Origin of the sequence: Leclercia sp. S52 (assembly GCF_039727615.1) — a bacterium.
GTDB lineage: Bacteria > Pseudomonadota > Gammaproteobacteria > Enterobacterales > Enterobacteriaceae > Enterobacter > Enterobacter adecarboxylatus_B.
Map to the genome: position 1 here is coordinate 2524847 of NZ_CP152474.1, position 14841 is coordinate 2539687.

At 54.5% G+C, this 14841-nt stretch carries 15 protein-coding genes and 1 pseudogene; 9 read left to right on the forward strand and 7 right to left on the reverse strand.

Going from position 1 to position 14841, the window contains the following annotated elements:
• Positions 1-180 precede the first annotated feature (180 nt).
• Positions 181-654, forward strand: coding sequence for a hypothetical protein (locus AAHB66_RS12110; protein WP_225758702.1), 474 nt, complete (start codon positions 181-183; stop codon positions 652-654).
• A 302-nt stretch (positions 655-956) separates the two neighbouring features.
• Entirely contained in the window at positions 957-2165 is a 1209-nt protein-coding gene (locus tag AAHB66_RS12115; protein ID WP_347113046.1) for a sugar efflux transporter, read from the forward strand.
• A gap of 223 nt (positions 2166-2388) precedes the next feature.
• On the opposite strand, the gene AAHB66_RS12120 is transcribed toward AAHB66_RS12115, so the two are convergent.
• Positions 2389-2868, reverse strand: a complete 480-nt coding sequence (locus tag AAHB66_RS12120) for a DUF2938 family protein (protein ID WP_347113047.1) — start codon at positions 2866-2868, stop codon at positions 2389-2391.
• Positions 2869-2948: 80 nt separating this feature from the next.
• Here AAHB66_RS12120 and AAHB66_RS12125 point away from each other — a divergent pair, with 80 nt between their 5' ends.
• Positions 2949-3347: a helix-turn-helix domain-containing protein gene (locus AAHB66_RS12125; protein ID WP_347116469.1), complete on the forward strand. Its 399-nt coding sequence runs from the start codon at positions 2949-2951 to the stop codon at positions 3345-3347.
• Positions 3348-3380: 33 nt separating this feature from the next.
• On the opposite strand, the gene AAHB66_RS12130 is transcribed toward AAHB66_RS12125, so the two are convergent.
• Both AAHB66_RS12130 and AAHB66_RS12135 read right to left on the reverse strand, forming a co-directional pair.
• On the reverse strand, positions 3381-3905 hold the full coding sequence (locus AAHB66_RS12130) for a GNAT family N-acetyltransferase (protein ID WP_347113048.1): 525 nt from the start codon (positions 3903-3905) through the stop codon (positions 3381-3383).
• Between the two features lie 94 nt (positions 3906-3999).
• The gene (locus tag AAHB66_RS12135) at positions 4000-4491 is read right to left on the reverse strand and encodes a DinB family protein (RefSeq protein ID WP_347113049.1); all 492 of its coding nucleotides are present in this window, start codon (positions 4489-4491) and stop codon (positions 4000-4002) included.
• Positions 4492-4733: 242 nt separating this feature from the next.
• Here AAHB66_RS12135 and AAHB66_RS12140 point away from each other — a divergent pair, with 242 nt between their 5' ends.
• The 4 genes from AAHB66_RS12140 to AAHB66_RS12155 all read left to right on the forward strand — a co-directional run bounded on the left by AAHB66_RS12140 (position 4734) and on the right by AAHB66_RS12155 (position 9819).
• Positions 4734-5321 (forward strand): DUF4142 domain-containing protein, encoded by a 588-nt coding sequence (locus AAHB66_RS12140; RefSeq protein WP_347113050.1) that lies wholly within the window; start codon positions 4734-4736, stop codon positions 5319-5321.
• A 201-nt stretch (positions 5322-5522) separates the two neighbouring features.
• Entirely contained in the window at positions 5523-6935 is a 1413-nt protein-coding gene (locus AAHB66_RS12145) for a hypothetical protein (protein ID WP_347113051.1), read from the forward strand.
• A gap of 118 nt (positions 6936-7053) precedes the next feature.
• On the forward strand, positions 7054-7935 hold the full coding sequence (locus AAHB66_RS12150; protein WP_347113052.1) for an SDR family oxidoreductase: 882 nt from the start codon (positions 7054-7056) through the stop codon (positions 7933-7935).
• 57 nt (positions 7936-7992) lie between these two features.
• Complete coding sequence (locus tag AAHB66_RS12155; RefSeq protein WP_347113053.1) at positions 7993-9819, forward strand: glycoside hydrolase family 15 protein; 1827 nt, start codon at positions 7993-7995, stop codon at positions 9817-9819.
• A gap of 5 nt (positions 9820-9824) precedes the next feature.
• On the opposite strand, the gene AAHB66_RS12160 is transcribed toward AAHB66_RS12155, so the two are convergent.
• Entirely contained in the window at positions 9825-10274 is a 450-nt protein-coding gene (locus AAHB66_RS12160; RefSeq protein ID WP_347113054.1) for a DMT family transporter, read from the reverse strand.
• 459 nt (positions 10275-10733) lie between these two features.
• On the opposite strand from AAHB66_RS12160, the gene AAHB66_RS12165 reads away from it, so the two are divergent.
• Positions 10734-11411, forward strand: a complete 678-nt coding sequence (locus AAHB66_RS12165; RefSeq protein ID WP_347113055.1) for an SOS response-associated peptidase — start codon at positions 10734-10736, stop codon at positions 11409-11411.
• Positions 11412-11850: 439 nt separating this feature from the next.
• On the opposite strand, the gene AAHB66_RS12170 is transcribed toward AAHB66_RS12165, so the two are convergent.
• The 3 genes and pseudogenes from AAHB66_RS12170 to AAHB66_RS12180 all read right to left on the reverse strand — a co-directional run bounded on the left by AAHB66_RS12170 (position 11851) and on the right by AAHB66_RS12180 (position 13695).
• A complete protein-coding gene (locus AAHB66_RS12170) occupies positions 11851-11979 on the reverse strand; it encodes a DUF4113 domain-containing protein (protein ID WP_347116471.1) in 129 nt (42 codons plus the stop codon).
• Positions 11945-13117: pseudogene (umuC, locus tag AAHB66_RS12175) on the reverse strand (translesion error-prone DNA polymerase V subunit UmuC); the annotation flags it as partial. The gene AAHB66_RS12170 and the pseudogene umuC, both read right to left, overlap by 35 nt.
• A gap of 155 nt (positions 13118-13272) precedes the next feature.
• Positions 13273-13695: an OsmC family protein gene (locus AAHB66_RS12180; protein WP_347113056.1), complete on the reverse strand. Its 423-nt coding sequence runs from the start codon at positions 13693-13695 to the stop codon at positions 13273-13275.
• Positions 13696-13813: 118 nt separating this feature from the next.
• Here AAHB66_RS12180 and AAHB66_RS12185 point away from each other — a divergent pair, with 118 nt between their 5' ends.
• Positions 13814-14797: a GlxA family transcriptional regulator gene (locus AAHB66_RS12185; RefSeq protein ID WP_347113058.1), complete on the forward strand. Its 984-nt coding sequence runs from the start codon at positions 13814-13816 to the stop codon at positions 14795-14797.
• Positions 14798-14841: the final 44 nt, after the last annotated feature.

A 14841-nucleotide genomic window follows, 5' to 3' on the forward strand; every position in this document is an offset into this window, starting at 1 on the left:
TGCTTCATAAAGATGTATGAATCAACGGGGAGCAGGTCAGGTATTAACTCGTCGAATATCTTACGCGACTCGACGGCGTAACCGGTCCAGCCAGCTGCCCTGGTCCTGATAACCCGCCATCATGCGCCCGCGCAGACTGCCGTTTGAATACAAAAACTTTATTTATCCGGGAGATAACTGATGAAAATGACCGATTTTGTTTATTCCGCCCTGATTGGCCTTGTCGCCAGCTGCCGTTCCATGACGCCGATGGCGGCCATTGCTGCAGCACGCCTTAGTGGGCGCGACACCTCGGGCAAGCTCTTGCTGCTGGACCGTCCGCTATTCAAATTTGGCGCATTAGCGATGGGTGCAGGTGAGCTGTTTGGCGACAAGATGAAGTCAGCGCCAGACCGCACCGTCTTTTTGGGTTTGTCCGCACGCGTGGCCAGCGCAGGGATTGCGGGTGCTGCGCTGGCACCCAGAGGAGAAGAAAAAATCGGGGCCGCTATCGCCATCTCTGCCGCGGTGCCAATGGCCTATGCAACGCTTGCGGCACGTAAAAAAGCCATGGCACAGATAGGCCAGACCCGAAGTGGCCTGATTGAAGACACGCTTATCGTCGCCCTTGGGGCAGCGGTGGTCTTCCTGGCAACGCGCTCAGACCGGAATTAAATGCCTCCTGGCATGGATTTTCTGAAAGGGCCCTCGCAAAGTCTGAAATAACCTTATGTAATGAATTAGGGTTGGAATGTTCTGGAATTTGAGATTTTATAAGCTGACAACAGCCATTTTTGCGTATGAGAAACCATGAATGTCCGCTGTGAGCGAGAAGCGGACGTTCAGTCAGCTTATCTCAGGAGCTGGACACAAATCTTCTGACGAAGCTCTAAGAGCCCAAAATCATCACATCTCATATGAAGTGAAATAGTGCACTATCCTGAGACGTTTCCGTGTTAAAAAGAAGATTACCTTACATGGAGATATTGTTATTTATGGCTTTTTTTTCCGGAATCACTGGGCGGCTGTTCCTCATAAACGTAATGACCGCCATTTCATACGCCTTCATATTGCCTGTAATGAGTCTTTTTTTAATAAACGGGTTACATGCTAGCCCGATTTTTATCACTTTCTACAGCCTGGGGTTTGCCCTGTCAGGATTGTTTTTCAGCCAGCTGATGGGATCTCTTGCAGATAAGGGACATTCAGTCAGGCAACTTTTCATGATTTCTGTTACGTCGCTTTTTCTGGCGGGTTTAGCCTTCAGTTTCTGTCGTGAACCTGTCGAGGCTCTGGCCATCGGCATTTTCTTGATGGGGCCAGGCAATGCGTCTATCCCGTTACTCCTGTCGATGATCCGAAAGCATTCACTAACGGCAGGGCTTAACGCTACGCGACTCAATACGCAAATGCGTTCAGGCGTGTCAATCGTATGGATTGCCGGACCGGCTCTGGCATTTGTCTTCGCCGACCGATTTGGCTTCACCTTTAATTTTCTGGCCTCATCCCTGCTTGCGGCCATAACCTTACTTGCAAGCCAGTTTCTGCTTTCGCAGGATAAAAAAACTGTCAATACAGGCAGAACAGAAACAACTCAAGCCAGTAAAGCTCCTGTTACGGGTATGATTTGGGCCCTGGGCGCAGTAATGATGCTGGCAAATTTATCCAATAACATGTACCTGACCATTATGCCGCTCTACCTGGTACACGAGCTTAATTTACCCGCTTCGTTTCCGGGCTTTCTGCTGAGTGCCACCGCGATAATGGAGATTCCCGTTATGCTTGCCGCAGCTCATCTGGCAGAGAAAACAGGGAAAGAGCCACTGATTATGGTCGGATTTCTCTTTGCTGCCGTCTATTACAGCCTGCTTCAGCTGGCCACTAACATGACCGAACTGATTGTGCTGCAACTTTTTAACGGATTATTCTTTGGTATTTTTGTCGGCTTAGGCATTTCTCTTATTCAGGATGCGTTGCCTGAACGTAGCGGCTTCGCATCAGCATTTCACTCCAATGCCATGCGCACAGGCATGATGACTGGCAATGGTATTGCCGGTCTGATGGCGCAAGTAGCAGGGTTTAAAATGACGCTGCTTGTTCCATTGTTATCAGTGTCTTGTGCTGCTTTGCTAATGCTTTGCATAAAGAGAAATCACGCTATAAAACACAGTTCACCAATGGGCTGACACTGCTCATCAATATACGTACAAACCCGATTAACCGGTGCCTTCCGTCATTTACTGCCGCCCGCCGACCAACTGCGGAATGGCGCCGTTATCCCGCCAGGTTGCTAACGACAGGCTCAATGCGTTAAGCACCGGAGCGGCGATGATTTGCAGAGAGCTATAAGGTGTAGTTCGAGCGTAGGCCGGGCAAGCGAAGCGCCCCCGGCTTTTCCCCCCCAAAAAGTCAGCCCGCGATCGCAAGGGCCGCGACATAAAGCCCGAATCCATACGCCATATGCGTGAACAGACTCAGCAGGCGAGCCCGCCACGGGTGGGGTGTCCGTGACGCGGCGATGCCAAAACCAAACGCCGGCTGCAGGATGATGAAAGGTGCAAATAACGTTAACAGACCCGCCAGCAGGCCTGCTGAAAAAGAGGGCTCACTGAGCCAGACAGGGCCGTTCAGCAAAAGCGGTATAAAAGCAAAAAGTATCCCGGTCAGATAGTGGAATACGCAGCCAGCAAATAACTCCCCCGGCATTCGCGGCGATGAGGCAATCGTATGATGGTAAAACGTTCCCCCGGGCAAGCTTAATATCCAGCGCCCCACCAGGGCATAGTTCAGTGGCGGAACCTTAAGGACATGTTTTTGACACCATGACCACAAGTCCATCACCAGCGTTGCGCCAATGCCCGTTATGACAGTTTTAAAAACAATCATCATGTCCAATACCTGATCCCTTTTTTTAGTGAAATGATAAGCTGTTTGCCAGTGTGCAACTTAAAGCGCGGTTTAAGTCAATGATGAAAGAACTGGATATCGGAGCAATTGCGGATCTGTCCGGGGTTAGCCCCTCAGCGTTGCGGTATTACGAAAAGAAAGGGTTAATCAAACCCGTTGGCCGTAATGGTCTGAGACGGCAGTACCATGAAAATGTGCTCAGTAAACTGCAACTGATTGCGTTGGGACAGGCGGCGGGATTTACGCTGGATGAAATTGCGTCGATGTTCGGGACGGAAGGTAAGATAGCGTTGGATCGCGATCGACTTACTCAACGTTCGAGGGAGATTGACGCGACCATTCGCAAACTTCAGCTGTTAAGTCGAGGACTAAAGCATGTTGCGCACTGTACCCAGCCAGAGCATACCGATTGCGAAGAATTTAAAAGAGTAGTTGCGAAAGGGCTACGGCTGGTTGGATAAATCCATTTCATACCCTAAGGTTATCCCGCAATCTTAAAAGTCCAACCGCATCCCTACGCGCCGCGCCGGATCGAAACCTATTTCAACTTCCTCTTCTTTCTGGCTTCTCAGGTGAAGCGGACACGATTCGCCTTCCACTATCTCAAAACCCAGCGTGGCGTAAAAATTTGCATTAAAGGCGGCTATGTTATCTGTTGTCAATGTGGCACCGGCCAGGCTGCGTTGTTGCCCGATAGAGAGCAGTGCCTGCATTAATAATCTGCCGATCCCACGGCGCTGCCAGTGTGGATGCACATCAATTTCGGCAATATGCAGCCATCTGTTCTCGAATACGCCTGCGACAAATCCTACGGGAGTACCATCTGGAGTAAACGCGGCGAGCAGCAAACCGTCGCGGCTGAAATCAGCAAAATCTTTCAGGCTATTTGCGACAGCCTGCCCCGTTACCGCCCCTGCTTCGCGCAGTGTCTCAAAAGCCGCTAATTCAATGGCGCGTAATGCAGCAAAGTGTTCCGGCCGCGCAGGGCTGATAGTGATGTCCGGGCCTGGGTTTTCCATCTGTTCCTCCCCCACTCAGTAAGACAAAATTATGCCTGTCCGCTACTCGCACGTAGCCTGCATATCGATGACAAAGCGATACTTAACGTCTCCTTTAATCGTGGTTATGATCTCTGAGAAAAACGGTCAGTACATCCTTAGGTGGGGTGATGCCACTTTCTGAAAGCAGCCAGCCCACCGCGCCCCGATGATATGCTCCATGAAACAGCACATGATTGAGCATATCGACAGCTTTCATTTCTCCCTGTCCGCCATCGACGAACTGGAATTTTATGGCTTCTACAAGGTCAGCGGGGGTCATTGAATCGACATGTTGAATGTACCACTCTGTGCATTCAGTCATCTTTGTCAAAAGTTCATCTGGAGAGGGGGTTTCTGGCGTATTCAGGGCAGTGTAGTCGTGCTTCTGACCGGTAATGTTAGCCCGAAAAATCATATCAACGACATAGATGTGATTCATCAATCTGAGCGTCAGATGGCGCTTTTCTGCATTAGCAGAAACATCAACTCTTTTAATCGCTTGTAAAGTTTCACTGTCTATCCAGCGCTTATATCTAAACAACGTAGCTATCTTGTCTGTGCTCATACGCCACCTCTTCTATACATTTTTCTATCATATCAGCAACATACCAGGGTACTCCACTCACTTTTGCTTCCGGCTCTTCACCTGCATCATTTCCTGCCACCCTTCCTCCAGGATAATAGCTTAATCTGCTGCCGCAACCCGCCCATCCACTATACTGACCATTGCAGTTGTATTTTAGTCAGCAGGATATGAAAGATGAATGACTTGACATCTACCCTACCCATGACCATCAGGAGAACAACATGCAAAAGCGTAACAAACTGAAAGTACTGCTGATTGCATCAGCAGTCGCAGCGATGTTCAGCACTGTCGGCGTGCAGGCCCAGTCAACGAGCGCCGCGCAGAGTGACGCCTCAGCCCAGACCAGTTCGACCGGATCGATGGCTAAGCTCAGCTCCGGCGACGAAAAAGCGTTAAAAGATATGGCGCAGGCCAATATCAACGAAGTTGCCGCCGCGAAGATCGCCCTGAGCAAGGCCAAGAGCAGCGAAGTCAAAGCCTTCGCCCAGAAGATGGTCGATGACCACGGCGATGCCCTGACCAAAGTCCAGACGGTCGCTAAGCAGAAGGATGTGACATTGCCGACCGAGCCAGACGCTCAGCACAAGGCCATGGCCGACAAGCTGGAAAAAGAGAGTGGCGACGCATTTGACAAGATGTATATGGAAAACGCCGGCACCAAAGATCACCGGATGGTGTTGTCGAAACTGCAAAGTGATGCCAAAAACATCAAGGATCCCGATGTGAAGGCCTTGGCCGATGCGCACACGCCGGTCGTTGAGCAGCATCTGAAGTCGGCTGAGCAGATGAAGATGCCAGCAGATAAATAACAGGTTGTTCGGTGGTCACAGGGTCCTGCGACCCGGACTGCCGTCAGGCAGCATGGCGCTAACATTACGAAGGATCCCTTCTGTTACTGTAAGGGCGCATGCTGTCTCCCCCTCCAACACCCCCGATTCTGGTGTTACAAGGCGCCGCCGTTTTGCGCTATCGTTGCCTCACTTTAAGGAATGATTAACAACGGAATTAAGATGAAACAGCTCGTCGCCTTTTCTTTCGGATTGCTCTTTGCCGCACCGGCCCTCGCTATCGACATGCCTCCCCCGGCTCCCGTTAAAAGCATCGAATGGCTGCCAGCCAGTACCGTACGTATTGGGCAGGGCATCAACGCGGCTTATCGCGTGACGACGATGACGGGCCAGTCCAGTGAGATCTGGATCCACACCGACTGCCAGACCCAGGACAAAACGCTGCTGTTTATCAACACCCTGCCGGGTAAAGGGCTGCGCGTCTACAGTACCGACTCCATCGATCGCTTCACGCCGGGCACGCCGTTCGAACCTGAGGCTGACAGCCCATTTATGACCACCCCCGGGCTGGATCTCTGTAAGCAGAATATCCCTGCGCCGAAGTGGGCGGGCCTCTCCTCGCCAGAGAAGCAGGGGGATAAGCAGTTTATTGACCTGAACAGCAGCCTGCGCGAAGGGACGATGTTAAAAGCGCGTCTGGCGACGGATTTCGACAAAGTCCATCACGATGAGAAATACGGCGCGCCTTACTCGATTAAAATCCAGGACGTCGAGCTCAACTGTGAAACAGCCCAGGGTCGCGTCCTTAACACCTTCTCGCTGGATACCCAGGGCCGGGTGACTGACACCGGGGCCGCGACCGGGCTGTCGCCGGAGATGACGAGAGCGACAAAAACGCTCTGCGCAAGTCCCGATCTTGCGCACTTTAAAGGGACCGGCACTCTGACCTTGCGTAATAAAGACCTGGCCGATACGGCCCCTGTCCAACCGGATTTAGAACACAATACCCCGGCCGCGTTGCAGCGTTTTGCGCTGCCGACCGAGGTCACTGCTGTGATCAACAAAACCTTCTCCGATCCGCAGTATCAACCGGCCTTCCGCTCTCTCAGCTATACCCAGAGCGGCCCGGAAACAGAGGGACCCGGGCTGACAGCCAGAGTGGATGCCCAGCCAGACGGCACAACCTTAACCATCGTCAGGATGGCTATCGGCAATGCCGTGTTTTATTCGCAGTACCAGCGCCTGTTCAACATTGTGGATGTGAAGAAATGGGAAACCATGTCCGAAGCACCGTGGGTCAGCACCAGACTGGATAACTGGATTACGCTTCCCTTGCAGCCGGGCAAGGCCTTTTCCTGGTTCAACCAGCTTGCCAACCGGGACAAGCCGCAACAGGATAAAACCCTCAGCCAGACCTGTGTGGCGGGCAAAGCGTGGCACAACGCCGCCGATATTCACCCCAACCTGCCCGGGCGCTATCTGGAGTACATCTGTAAAGAGGATCGCGGTGACGGAAAAGAAGCCAGCAGCGACTACGCCTGGTTTGAAGCGCTGCGGGTATTTATTCGTATCGGCTATCAGGACAACTTTCAGCCGAAACGCTTTACCTTTAGCGATGTCGTGGTGACGCGTTAAACCTGCCTGTACATCAGCCCGTTAACGGGCTGATTTCTCAAATATTCCGCCTGAAAGCGCGATATCCATCACATTATGCCAGGCTTTATATTCATCACCGAAATATAAGGAGCCTGATATGTCGCATAACAACTCACCGGATCAGTACCCTCGCCCTCCCTTCCCTGAGCAGCTTCAACCCTGGCCGGGGCTCGCCTCGCAGATGACGCCTCAGGCCGATCATGGCGAGACCAGCTACCGCGGCACCGGCAGGCTCGCAGGCCGTAAAGCGCTTATCACCGGCGGCGATTCGGGGATTGGTCGGGCCGTGGCGATTGCCTACGCGCGTGAAGGTGCAGACGTGGCCATCAGCTATCTGCCTGAAGAGGAGAGCGACGCGGCAGAAGTGATCAAACTTATCCAGGCGGAAGGCCGTAACGCCGTCGCGATCCCCGGCGATATTCGCACCGAGTCCTTCTGCGAAACCCTGGTGGAACGCGCGGCCTCGGAGCTGGGCGGGCTTGATATCCTGGTGAACAATGCCGGGCGTCAGCAGTTCTCCACCTCGATTCGCAACCTCTCTACCGCCGACTTTGATGCCACCTTCAAAACCAACGTCTATGCCATGTTCTGGATCACCCGCGCCGCCCTCAACCATCTTTCAACGGGCGCCGCGATCGTTAACACCTCGTCCGTGCAGGCGTTCGATCCAGACGCCATCGTGCTGGACTATGCCCAGACCAAAGCCGCCATCGTGGCCTTTACCAAATCGCTGGCAAAACAGCTGGCCAGCGAAGGCATTCGCGTTAATGCCGTGGCACCCGGCCCCTACTGGACGCCGTTGCAGGTAAGCGGCGGCCAGCCGCAGGAGAAGATCGTCAGCATGGGCTCTGGCACGCCGATGGCACGCCCGGGGCAGCCGGTAGAAATCGCCTCGCTTTATGTGACTCTGGCCTCGGATGAGAGCAGCTATTGCTCGGGTCAGGTCTGGTGTGCAGACGGTGGCAACGGGACGCTTTAATTATCCGTAACGAGAAGACAACGCGGCCTGCTGCGCCAGACTAAAGGGATGACTCATTTGAAAAATGCTAAGTACACAATGCCGTTACGCGAGGAAGGATTTATTGGTCTGGGGGATTATGCCGCCATCGGTGAGGGCCGCTCCGTGGCGCTTATCGCTCCGGATGGCTCGATTGACTGGTGGAGCGCGCCCAATCTGGACTCACCGCCCCTTTTCGACCGGCTGCTTGACCCGAAGATCGGCGGGTTTTTCAGCCTGACGCCCGCGGTCGACTATACCGTCTCGCGTGCCTACCGCGAGGACAGCAACGTGCTGGAAACCCGTTATGAGACGGATGACGGCACGGTGCTGTTAACCGAATCCATCAACAGTACCCTGGCGGGGCGTCTGCCCTGGAGCGAGCTGGCCCGGCGGCTGGAAGGCGTGCGCGGCACCGTGCCTTTCCGGCTCCATCTGCGCTTCGGGACGATGGTCGAAACCCGCTCGCCCTGGCGGTCCGACACCTTCAAGGGCAGCGTTTACCACATTGGCGACCTGATGGCGATGCTGCACACCAGCGAAAACGTCGTCATCACCCACGCCGATGACGAGGAGATCGAGGCGGAGATCACCCTTAAAAAGGGAAGCCGGGAGGTTGTCGCCCTTCTCGTGACCCAGAGCGAACCGCTGGCCGTGCCGGACATTCAGGCGATTGATAACCGTATCGAAACCAGCCATGCCGCCTGGCGGGACTGGGTGCAGGGGCTTAAATACGATGGCCTCTATAAAGATCACGTCATCCGCTCCGCGCTGGCGCTGAAGTTCCTCTGGTACTCGCCAACCGGCGCGCTGGCCGCGGCGGCCACGACCTCCCTGCCGGAGGGGATTGGCGGTAAGAAAAACTACGACTACCGCTTTGCCTGGGTAAGAGATGCCTGCCTGATCATTAAAGCCTTTACCTATCTGGGCACCCTTGAAGAGTGTAAGGCGGCATTTTCCTGGCTGTCGAAAACCATTATCAAACACGGCCCGGAGATGCAGGCCTGCTATACCCTCGAAGGCGAGCTGGTTCCGGAAGAGAAGTACGTGGAACTGCAGGGCTACCGGGATTCGCAGCCGGTACGGGTGGGCAATAACGCCCGCAACCAGCGTCAGCTGAGCATGTATGCCGATATGCTTGGGGTGGCAAAGCTGTTTGTCGAAGCGGGCCATATCCTGGACACGGGCACCTCGCGTTTCCTCGGGCACCTTGCCAATCAGTGCGCCGACCGCTGGCGTATGAAGGACTCGGGGATCTGGGAGCTGCCGGAAGAGCGTCATTACACCCACTCGAAAATGTCCTGCTGGCTGGCACTGGACTGCGCGGTGGTGCTGGCGGAGCACAGCCATATCGAACCCACATGGAAGGCGCGCTGGGAACGCGAGCGGGACCGGATCCGCGACTGGGTTGAGGAGCACTGCTGGTCGGAAGCCCATCAGTCCTACTGCTTCTACGTCGGCGACGGCGGGCAGCTGGATGCCTCGCTGGCGCTGGTTTCACGCTACGGTGTGAAGGTGGATCCGAAACGCATGAAGCTGACCTATCAGGCCATCCACCAGCAGCTGGGCCATAACAGCGCAATGGTCTATCGCTACAGCGGCGTTGAGCAGGAAGAAAGCACCTTTATTGCCTGTTCATTCTGGCTGGCAGAGGCCTGGGCATCGATAGGCGAACCGGCGGCTGCCACAGAGAGCATGGATGAAATACTTAAGACGCTGTGCCACCGCGGCAACGTTGAAACTTTCAATGAAATGTTTGATACCCGCACCGGCGAGTGGGTCGGCAACATGCCCCAGGGCCTGAGCCATCTTGCCTTGATCTGCGCGGCACAGGCCATCAGCGAGCATCAGCGGGAGAAGAAATAATCTACTCAGGCGCGGCCCGCCCGGATCACCATCATGATGCCGAGCAGCACGGCACACATCGACAGCAGCATGCGCAGGCTGAAGGTTTCGCCAAGCAGTACCACGCCGCCAAGGGTGGCAAGACAGGGAACGCTCAGCTGCACCGTGCTGGCGGTCATGGCTTTCATCCTCGGCAGCAGCGTATACCACAGGGCGTAAGCCGCGCCTGAGGCCAGCGCCCCGGACGTCATGGCTAACAACAGTCCGGGAGCGCTGGCAAATCTGTCCACGGACGGCAATAGAGAGAGAATGAGGGTGAAGGGTACGGCGAGAATAAAATTCCCCGTCGTTGCCGGTATCGCCTCCGGCATGCTTTTCCCTTTCACCGAGTAGTACGCCCAGGCCAGCCCGGATCCGATCATCATCAGCGCACTGGTCGGTTCCGGAGCATGCGCGCCGGGGAGCAGGAGCAGCACCGTGCCTGCCACTGCCAGAAACAGCCCCGCCCCCCTTCAGCAAGCCGACGTTTTCGCCCTGCCGCCAGCCGTAGATGACCATGGCCGTCTGAACGGTGCCGAACAGCAGCAGCGCCCCCGTCCCGGTATCGATCTGCAGATAGGACCAGGACATCGCAAGGACATACAGCGTCAGGGCCAGGCCGCTGCGCCAGTCATAATGTATTTTTGATGCCGGCTTTTTTCTGACGCTCATCAGAACAACCAGGAACAGGGCACCGCTGACGATCCGCACATCGCTAAAGGTCGCCGGATCGATGTATCCACCGGTCAGCGCCACCCGACACAGGACGGAGTTCGCGGCAAACGCCAGCATGGTGAGTATTATTTTTCCTGTCATACCCTCTCTCACAAGTGCAACCTGCCCGTTTCCGGAACTTCCACAACCTATAATAGTTAAGTAAAACACCGGAGGTGATTATGTGTGGACGTTTTGCCCAGGCGCAGACCCGGGAAGAGTATCTGGCCTTTCTGGCCGATGAAGCGGAGTGCGATATTCCCTACGACCCGCAACCTATCGGGCGCTATAACGTCGCGCCCGGCACCAAAGTATTGCTGCTCAGCGAGCGCGAGGATCTGTTGCATCTCGACCCGGTATTCTGGGGTTACGCCCCCGGCTGGTGGGACAAGCCACCGCTGATCAATGCCCGCCAGGAGACCGCCGCCAGCAGCCGGATGTTTAAACCGCTGTGGAACCATGGTCGGGCGATTGTCTTTGCCGATGGCTGGTTCGAGTGGAAAAAAGAGGGAGATAAAAAGCAGCCTTACTTTCTCTATCGCGCCGACGGGCAACCCATTTTTATGGCCGCCATCGGCAGCACGCCGTTTGAACGCGGGGATGAGGCTGAAGGGTTCCTGATCGTCACCGCCGAGGCGGATAAAGGGCTGGTGGATATTCACGATCGGCGTCCGCTGGTATTAACGCCCGAGGCGGCGCGGGAATGGCTGCGCGAGACGGTGAACGGGCAAGAAGCAGAAGAGATCGCCCGGACCGGCGCAGTACCTGCAGACCAGTTCCACTGGCATGCCGTGACAAAGGCGGTGGGAAATGTGAAAAATCAGGGGCCAGAATTGATTGATGAAATCAGCGGCGCGTAAAATAAAGCCGATAATATTGCTAACCGTAATTTACCGGAATTTACTAACACCCTATAAATATAAAAAAGTGTCGTAAGCGAAGCGGCAAATAATATTCAGGAGGGCCAAATCGGCCCCCCGCTTTACACTTAAACAACCTGTTTTGGCCAGCGTCTCCTTTTCGGGAGTGGCACGCATGAGTGGGCGGTGAGTCGGGTTCCGCAGACGGAACAAACAGCACCATGAGGTTGGGTTTGCGTCAGGCTAAACGTGGTAAAACGAAATCGCTTACTTGTGCAAACCGGGCACTCAAATTTTAGGTTGGGAATAGCCCCTCCGGGCAAGTGAATAGAAAGACCACCATACAGTAATTATTAATCGACCAGGGATATATCGTATAAAAACGTCCCATTTCGCCTATATTTCTTTTCTATATCCAGAATATTCGAAAAATAAAGAGTTATCTCACCCGTAATAAATCAGAAAAACGCGTGGTATATCGCGGAGATAGCATCTCTCTTTTCATTTGCCATTGCTGTTCGATGCCCTGCCCGGCAAACCAGAGGGTGCCGTGCCCCTCTTTTTTTATTGAGTTTGTCGATGACCGCCATCAGCTCTGCGCTGTTGCGCCGGGGAGGCGTTTCATCAAACAGATTAAGCTGCGCGACGCCAAGGCTGTAAAAATCCCCCAGCATGACCCCGGCTTTCTGATAGCGCAGCCCTTCTCGCCAGATGGCATCCAGACAGCGCGTTGCTGCGTTAATAATATCCCGGCTGTCCTCGGTGGGCGTCAGCAGTTTGACTGAGGCGCTGTTGCCATAGTAAGGCTCGTTCAGCGCGAACGGCGAGGTCTTCACGAAGGCGGAGATAAAGCGGCAGTACTGGTGCTCGGCCCGCAGCTTTTCGGCGGCGCGGGCGGCATAGCTGCAGATGGCCTGGCGCATGGCCTCGTAGTCTGAGATCCGCTCGCCGAACGAGCGGGAGCAGATAATCTCCTGCTTATGTGGGGCAAACTCTTCAAACCCCAGGCAGGACTCGCCGCGCAGCTCCCGCACGGTGCGTTCCAGCACCACACTGAAATGTTTGCGGATAACGGCGGTGTGGGTATCGGCCAGATCCAGCACGGTTTTAATGCCCATGACATCAAGCCTTTTACTCAATCGCCGCCCGACGCCCCACACCTCTTCGACGGGCAGCGCCGCCATCAGTTTACGCTGCCGCTCGACGCTGGATAAATCGAGCACGCCGCCAGTCTGCCGCTGCCATTTTTTCGCCGCGAAATTCGCCAGCTTGGCGAGGGTTTTAGTGGGGGCAATACCGACCCCGACGGTCAGATGCGTACGTTGCAGCAGCGTTTGCCGAATTTCGCGGCCAAAGGCTTCCAGATTGAGGCAATTACTGACCCCGGTGAGATCGCAAAAGGCCTCATCGATGGAGTAGATTTCGACCCGGGGAGCGATCTCCTCCAGAGTGGTCATCACCCGGTGGCTCATATCGGCGTAGAGTTCGTAGTTACTGCTGAAGGTCACAATACCGTGGCGGCGGAAAATGTCTCGCTGCTTGAAATACGGTGCTCCCATGGTCACCAGCCCTTTCGCTTCGGCGCTGCGGGCGATAACGCAGCCATCGTTATTCGACAGCACCACCACCGGGCGCCCCTTCAGGTCCGGGCGAAACACGGTTTCGCAGGAGGCATAGAAGCTATTCACGTCGACAAGCGCAAACATGATTATTGGCGCTCGTTAACAGGCGCGGTAAGGCGCGGAAGGATGAACGGCATAGTCTCAAATCCATTTAACTGTATATTTATACAGTATCTATGAATTCAGGGAGAAATCAAGGCGCTGCCCGCTGATTCAACGAAAGCGGTGCTGACGCAGATTTAGTGCGCAACCTTGCCTTCTATCGTAATTCGCACGCCGGATTGTTTAATTAAATTACCGATCATGCATGACTTATCCGCATTATGAATTAACGCCTGTACGCGTTGGTTAAGATCCGCCAGGTTGACTTCCGGCAGCAGGATCTGAACCCTGTGCAAAATATGCATATCAGCAGGTTTATCACCCGTTAATTCCGTCGTCATGTTAATGCCTGATGCCGGAATTTTGTGTCCCTGCAGCATTGCAGCCAGGGTCATCAAATAACAGGACGCCGCCGATGCCGCCAGCAACTCCTTAGGGTTTGCGCCCTTACCTGTACCGCCAAAATGCGCCGGGATGGCGACGGGTAATGTCATTTTTTCTGCTTCAATGGTTCCTGAGCCTTGTGTTAATCCATTCCAGTTCATTTGCAACGTTGTCATAGCGACCTCTTTCAATTAGCTACCTGAATCTTTGCTCAGTGTGTCTGCACAGTGTTAAGGTAACAAGCGTCGAAAACGACATTCTAAGTGGCAATAACGACAGCGCGCGAAGGTAACTATGCTGGAAATTGGTTTGTATCTTTACCCTGGCGTTCAGCAGGCAGCCGTGCTTGGGCTGAACGATCTCTTTTGTGTGGCAAACATGTTTTCCCAAAAGTATCAGGAAAATAAAGCGAACCTGCTGAGAGTCACACACTGGCAGCAGCCTGGCCCGAACGACTTTCCGGTGCGCGTTTTTGATACGGAACCTGAAGCTGACCCGACGCTGCTCTCGGCGATGATCGTCCCGCCGACCTTACGCGAGCCTGCCATCGTTGACGCGAACCCGGCATTAACGTCATGGCTTACCGGTCTGCACAAGCAGGGGGTTATCCTGAGTTCCGTGTGCGCTGGTGCGTTTGTCCTGGCATCAACAGGATTAATGAACGGGCGGAAAATGACTACGCACTGGGCCTATGCCGATTTACTGAGCCAGCGTTTCCCCGACATAGAAGTCGACGTGAATCAGTTGATTATTGATGACGGTGAGATCATCACCGCGGGTGGGCTGATGTCCTGGACAGATCTCGGTTTGCGATTAGTGCATCGGCTGCTGGGTCCGACAGTCATGATCGATACCGCGCGCATGCTGCTTGTCGATCCACCCGGCCGCGAGCAACGCTATTACAGCGTCTTCTCGCCGTGTCTGACCCATGGCGACACGGCAGTCCTTAAGGTGCAACACTGGCTCCAGGCAACCCAGGCAAAAGATGTCACCCTATCGACCCTGGCGGCTCAGGCTGGATTAGAAGAGCGCACGTTTCTGCGCCGCTTTCAGAAGGCAACCGGGATGACCAGCACGGAATATTGTCAGCATCTTCGTGTTGGCCGGGCACAGGAGCTTTTACAGTTCAGCAGTGATTCATTTGATCGCATCGCGTGGGAAGTGGGCTACAGCGATCCAGGTGCCCTACGTAAAATTTTTACCCGCATTGTCGGGCTCACCCCCGGGGAGTATCGCCGTCGCTTTAGCGCCAGCCAGGCAAAGGAACAGATCGCATAAAATGGCGATATTGCCACTTAATATGTCGTTTACGCCACTTCAGC

Bases quoted from the DNA above. Each gene is read 5' to 3' on its own strand.
- AAHB66_RS12150 (WP_347113052.1), top strand. From the start codon at position 7,054: ATGTCGCATAACAACTCACCGGATCAGTACCCTCGCCCTCCCTTCCCT.
- AAHB66_RS12120 (WP_347113047.1), bottom strand. From the start codon at position 2,868: ATGATGATTGTTTTTAAAACTGTCATAACGGGCATTGGCGCAACGCTG.
- AAHB66_RS12125 (WP_347116469.1), top strand. From the start codon at position 2,949: ATGAAAGAACTGGATATCGGAGCAATTGCGGATCTGTCCGGGGTTAGC.
- AAHB66_RS12165 (WP_347113055.1), top strand. From the start codon at position 10,734: ATGTGTGGACGTTTTGCCCAGGCGCAGACCCGGGAAGAGTATCTGGCC.
- AAHB66_RS12130 (WP_347113048.1), bottom strand. From the start codon at position 3,905: ATGGAAAACCCAGGCCCGGACATCACTATCAGCCCTGCGCGGCCGGAA.
- AAHB66_RS12140 (WP_347113050.1), top strand. From the start codon at position 4,734: ATGCAAAAGCGTAACAAACTGAAAGTACTGCTGATTGCATCAGCAGTC.
- AAHB66_RS12110 (WP_225758702.1), top strand. From the start codon at position 181: ATGAAAATGACCGATTTTGTTTATTCCGCCCTGATTGGCCTTGTCGCC.
- AAHB66_RS12185 (WP_347113058.1), top strand. From the start codon at position 13,814: ATGCTGGAAATTGGTTTGTATCTTTACCCTGGCGTTCAGCAGGCAGCC.
- AAHB66_RS12180 (WP_347113056.1), bottom strand. From the start codon at position 13,695: ATGACAACGTTGCAAATGAACTGGAATGGATTAACACAAGGCTCAGGA.
- AAHB66_RS12145 (WP_347113051.1), top strand. From the start codon at position 5,523: ATGAAACAGCTCGTCGCCTTTTCTTTCGGATTGCTCTTTGCCGCACCG.
- AAHB66_RS12115 (WP_347113046.1), top strand. From the start codon at position 957: ATGGAGATATTGTTATTTATGGCTTTTTTTTCCGGAATCACTGGGCGG.
- AAHB66_RS12135 (WP_347113049.1), bottom strand. From the start codon at position 4,491: ATGAGCACAGACAAGATAGCTACGTTGTTTAGATATAAGCGCTGGATA.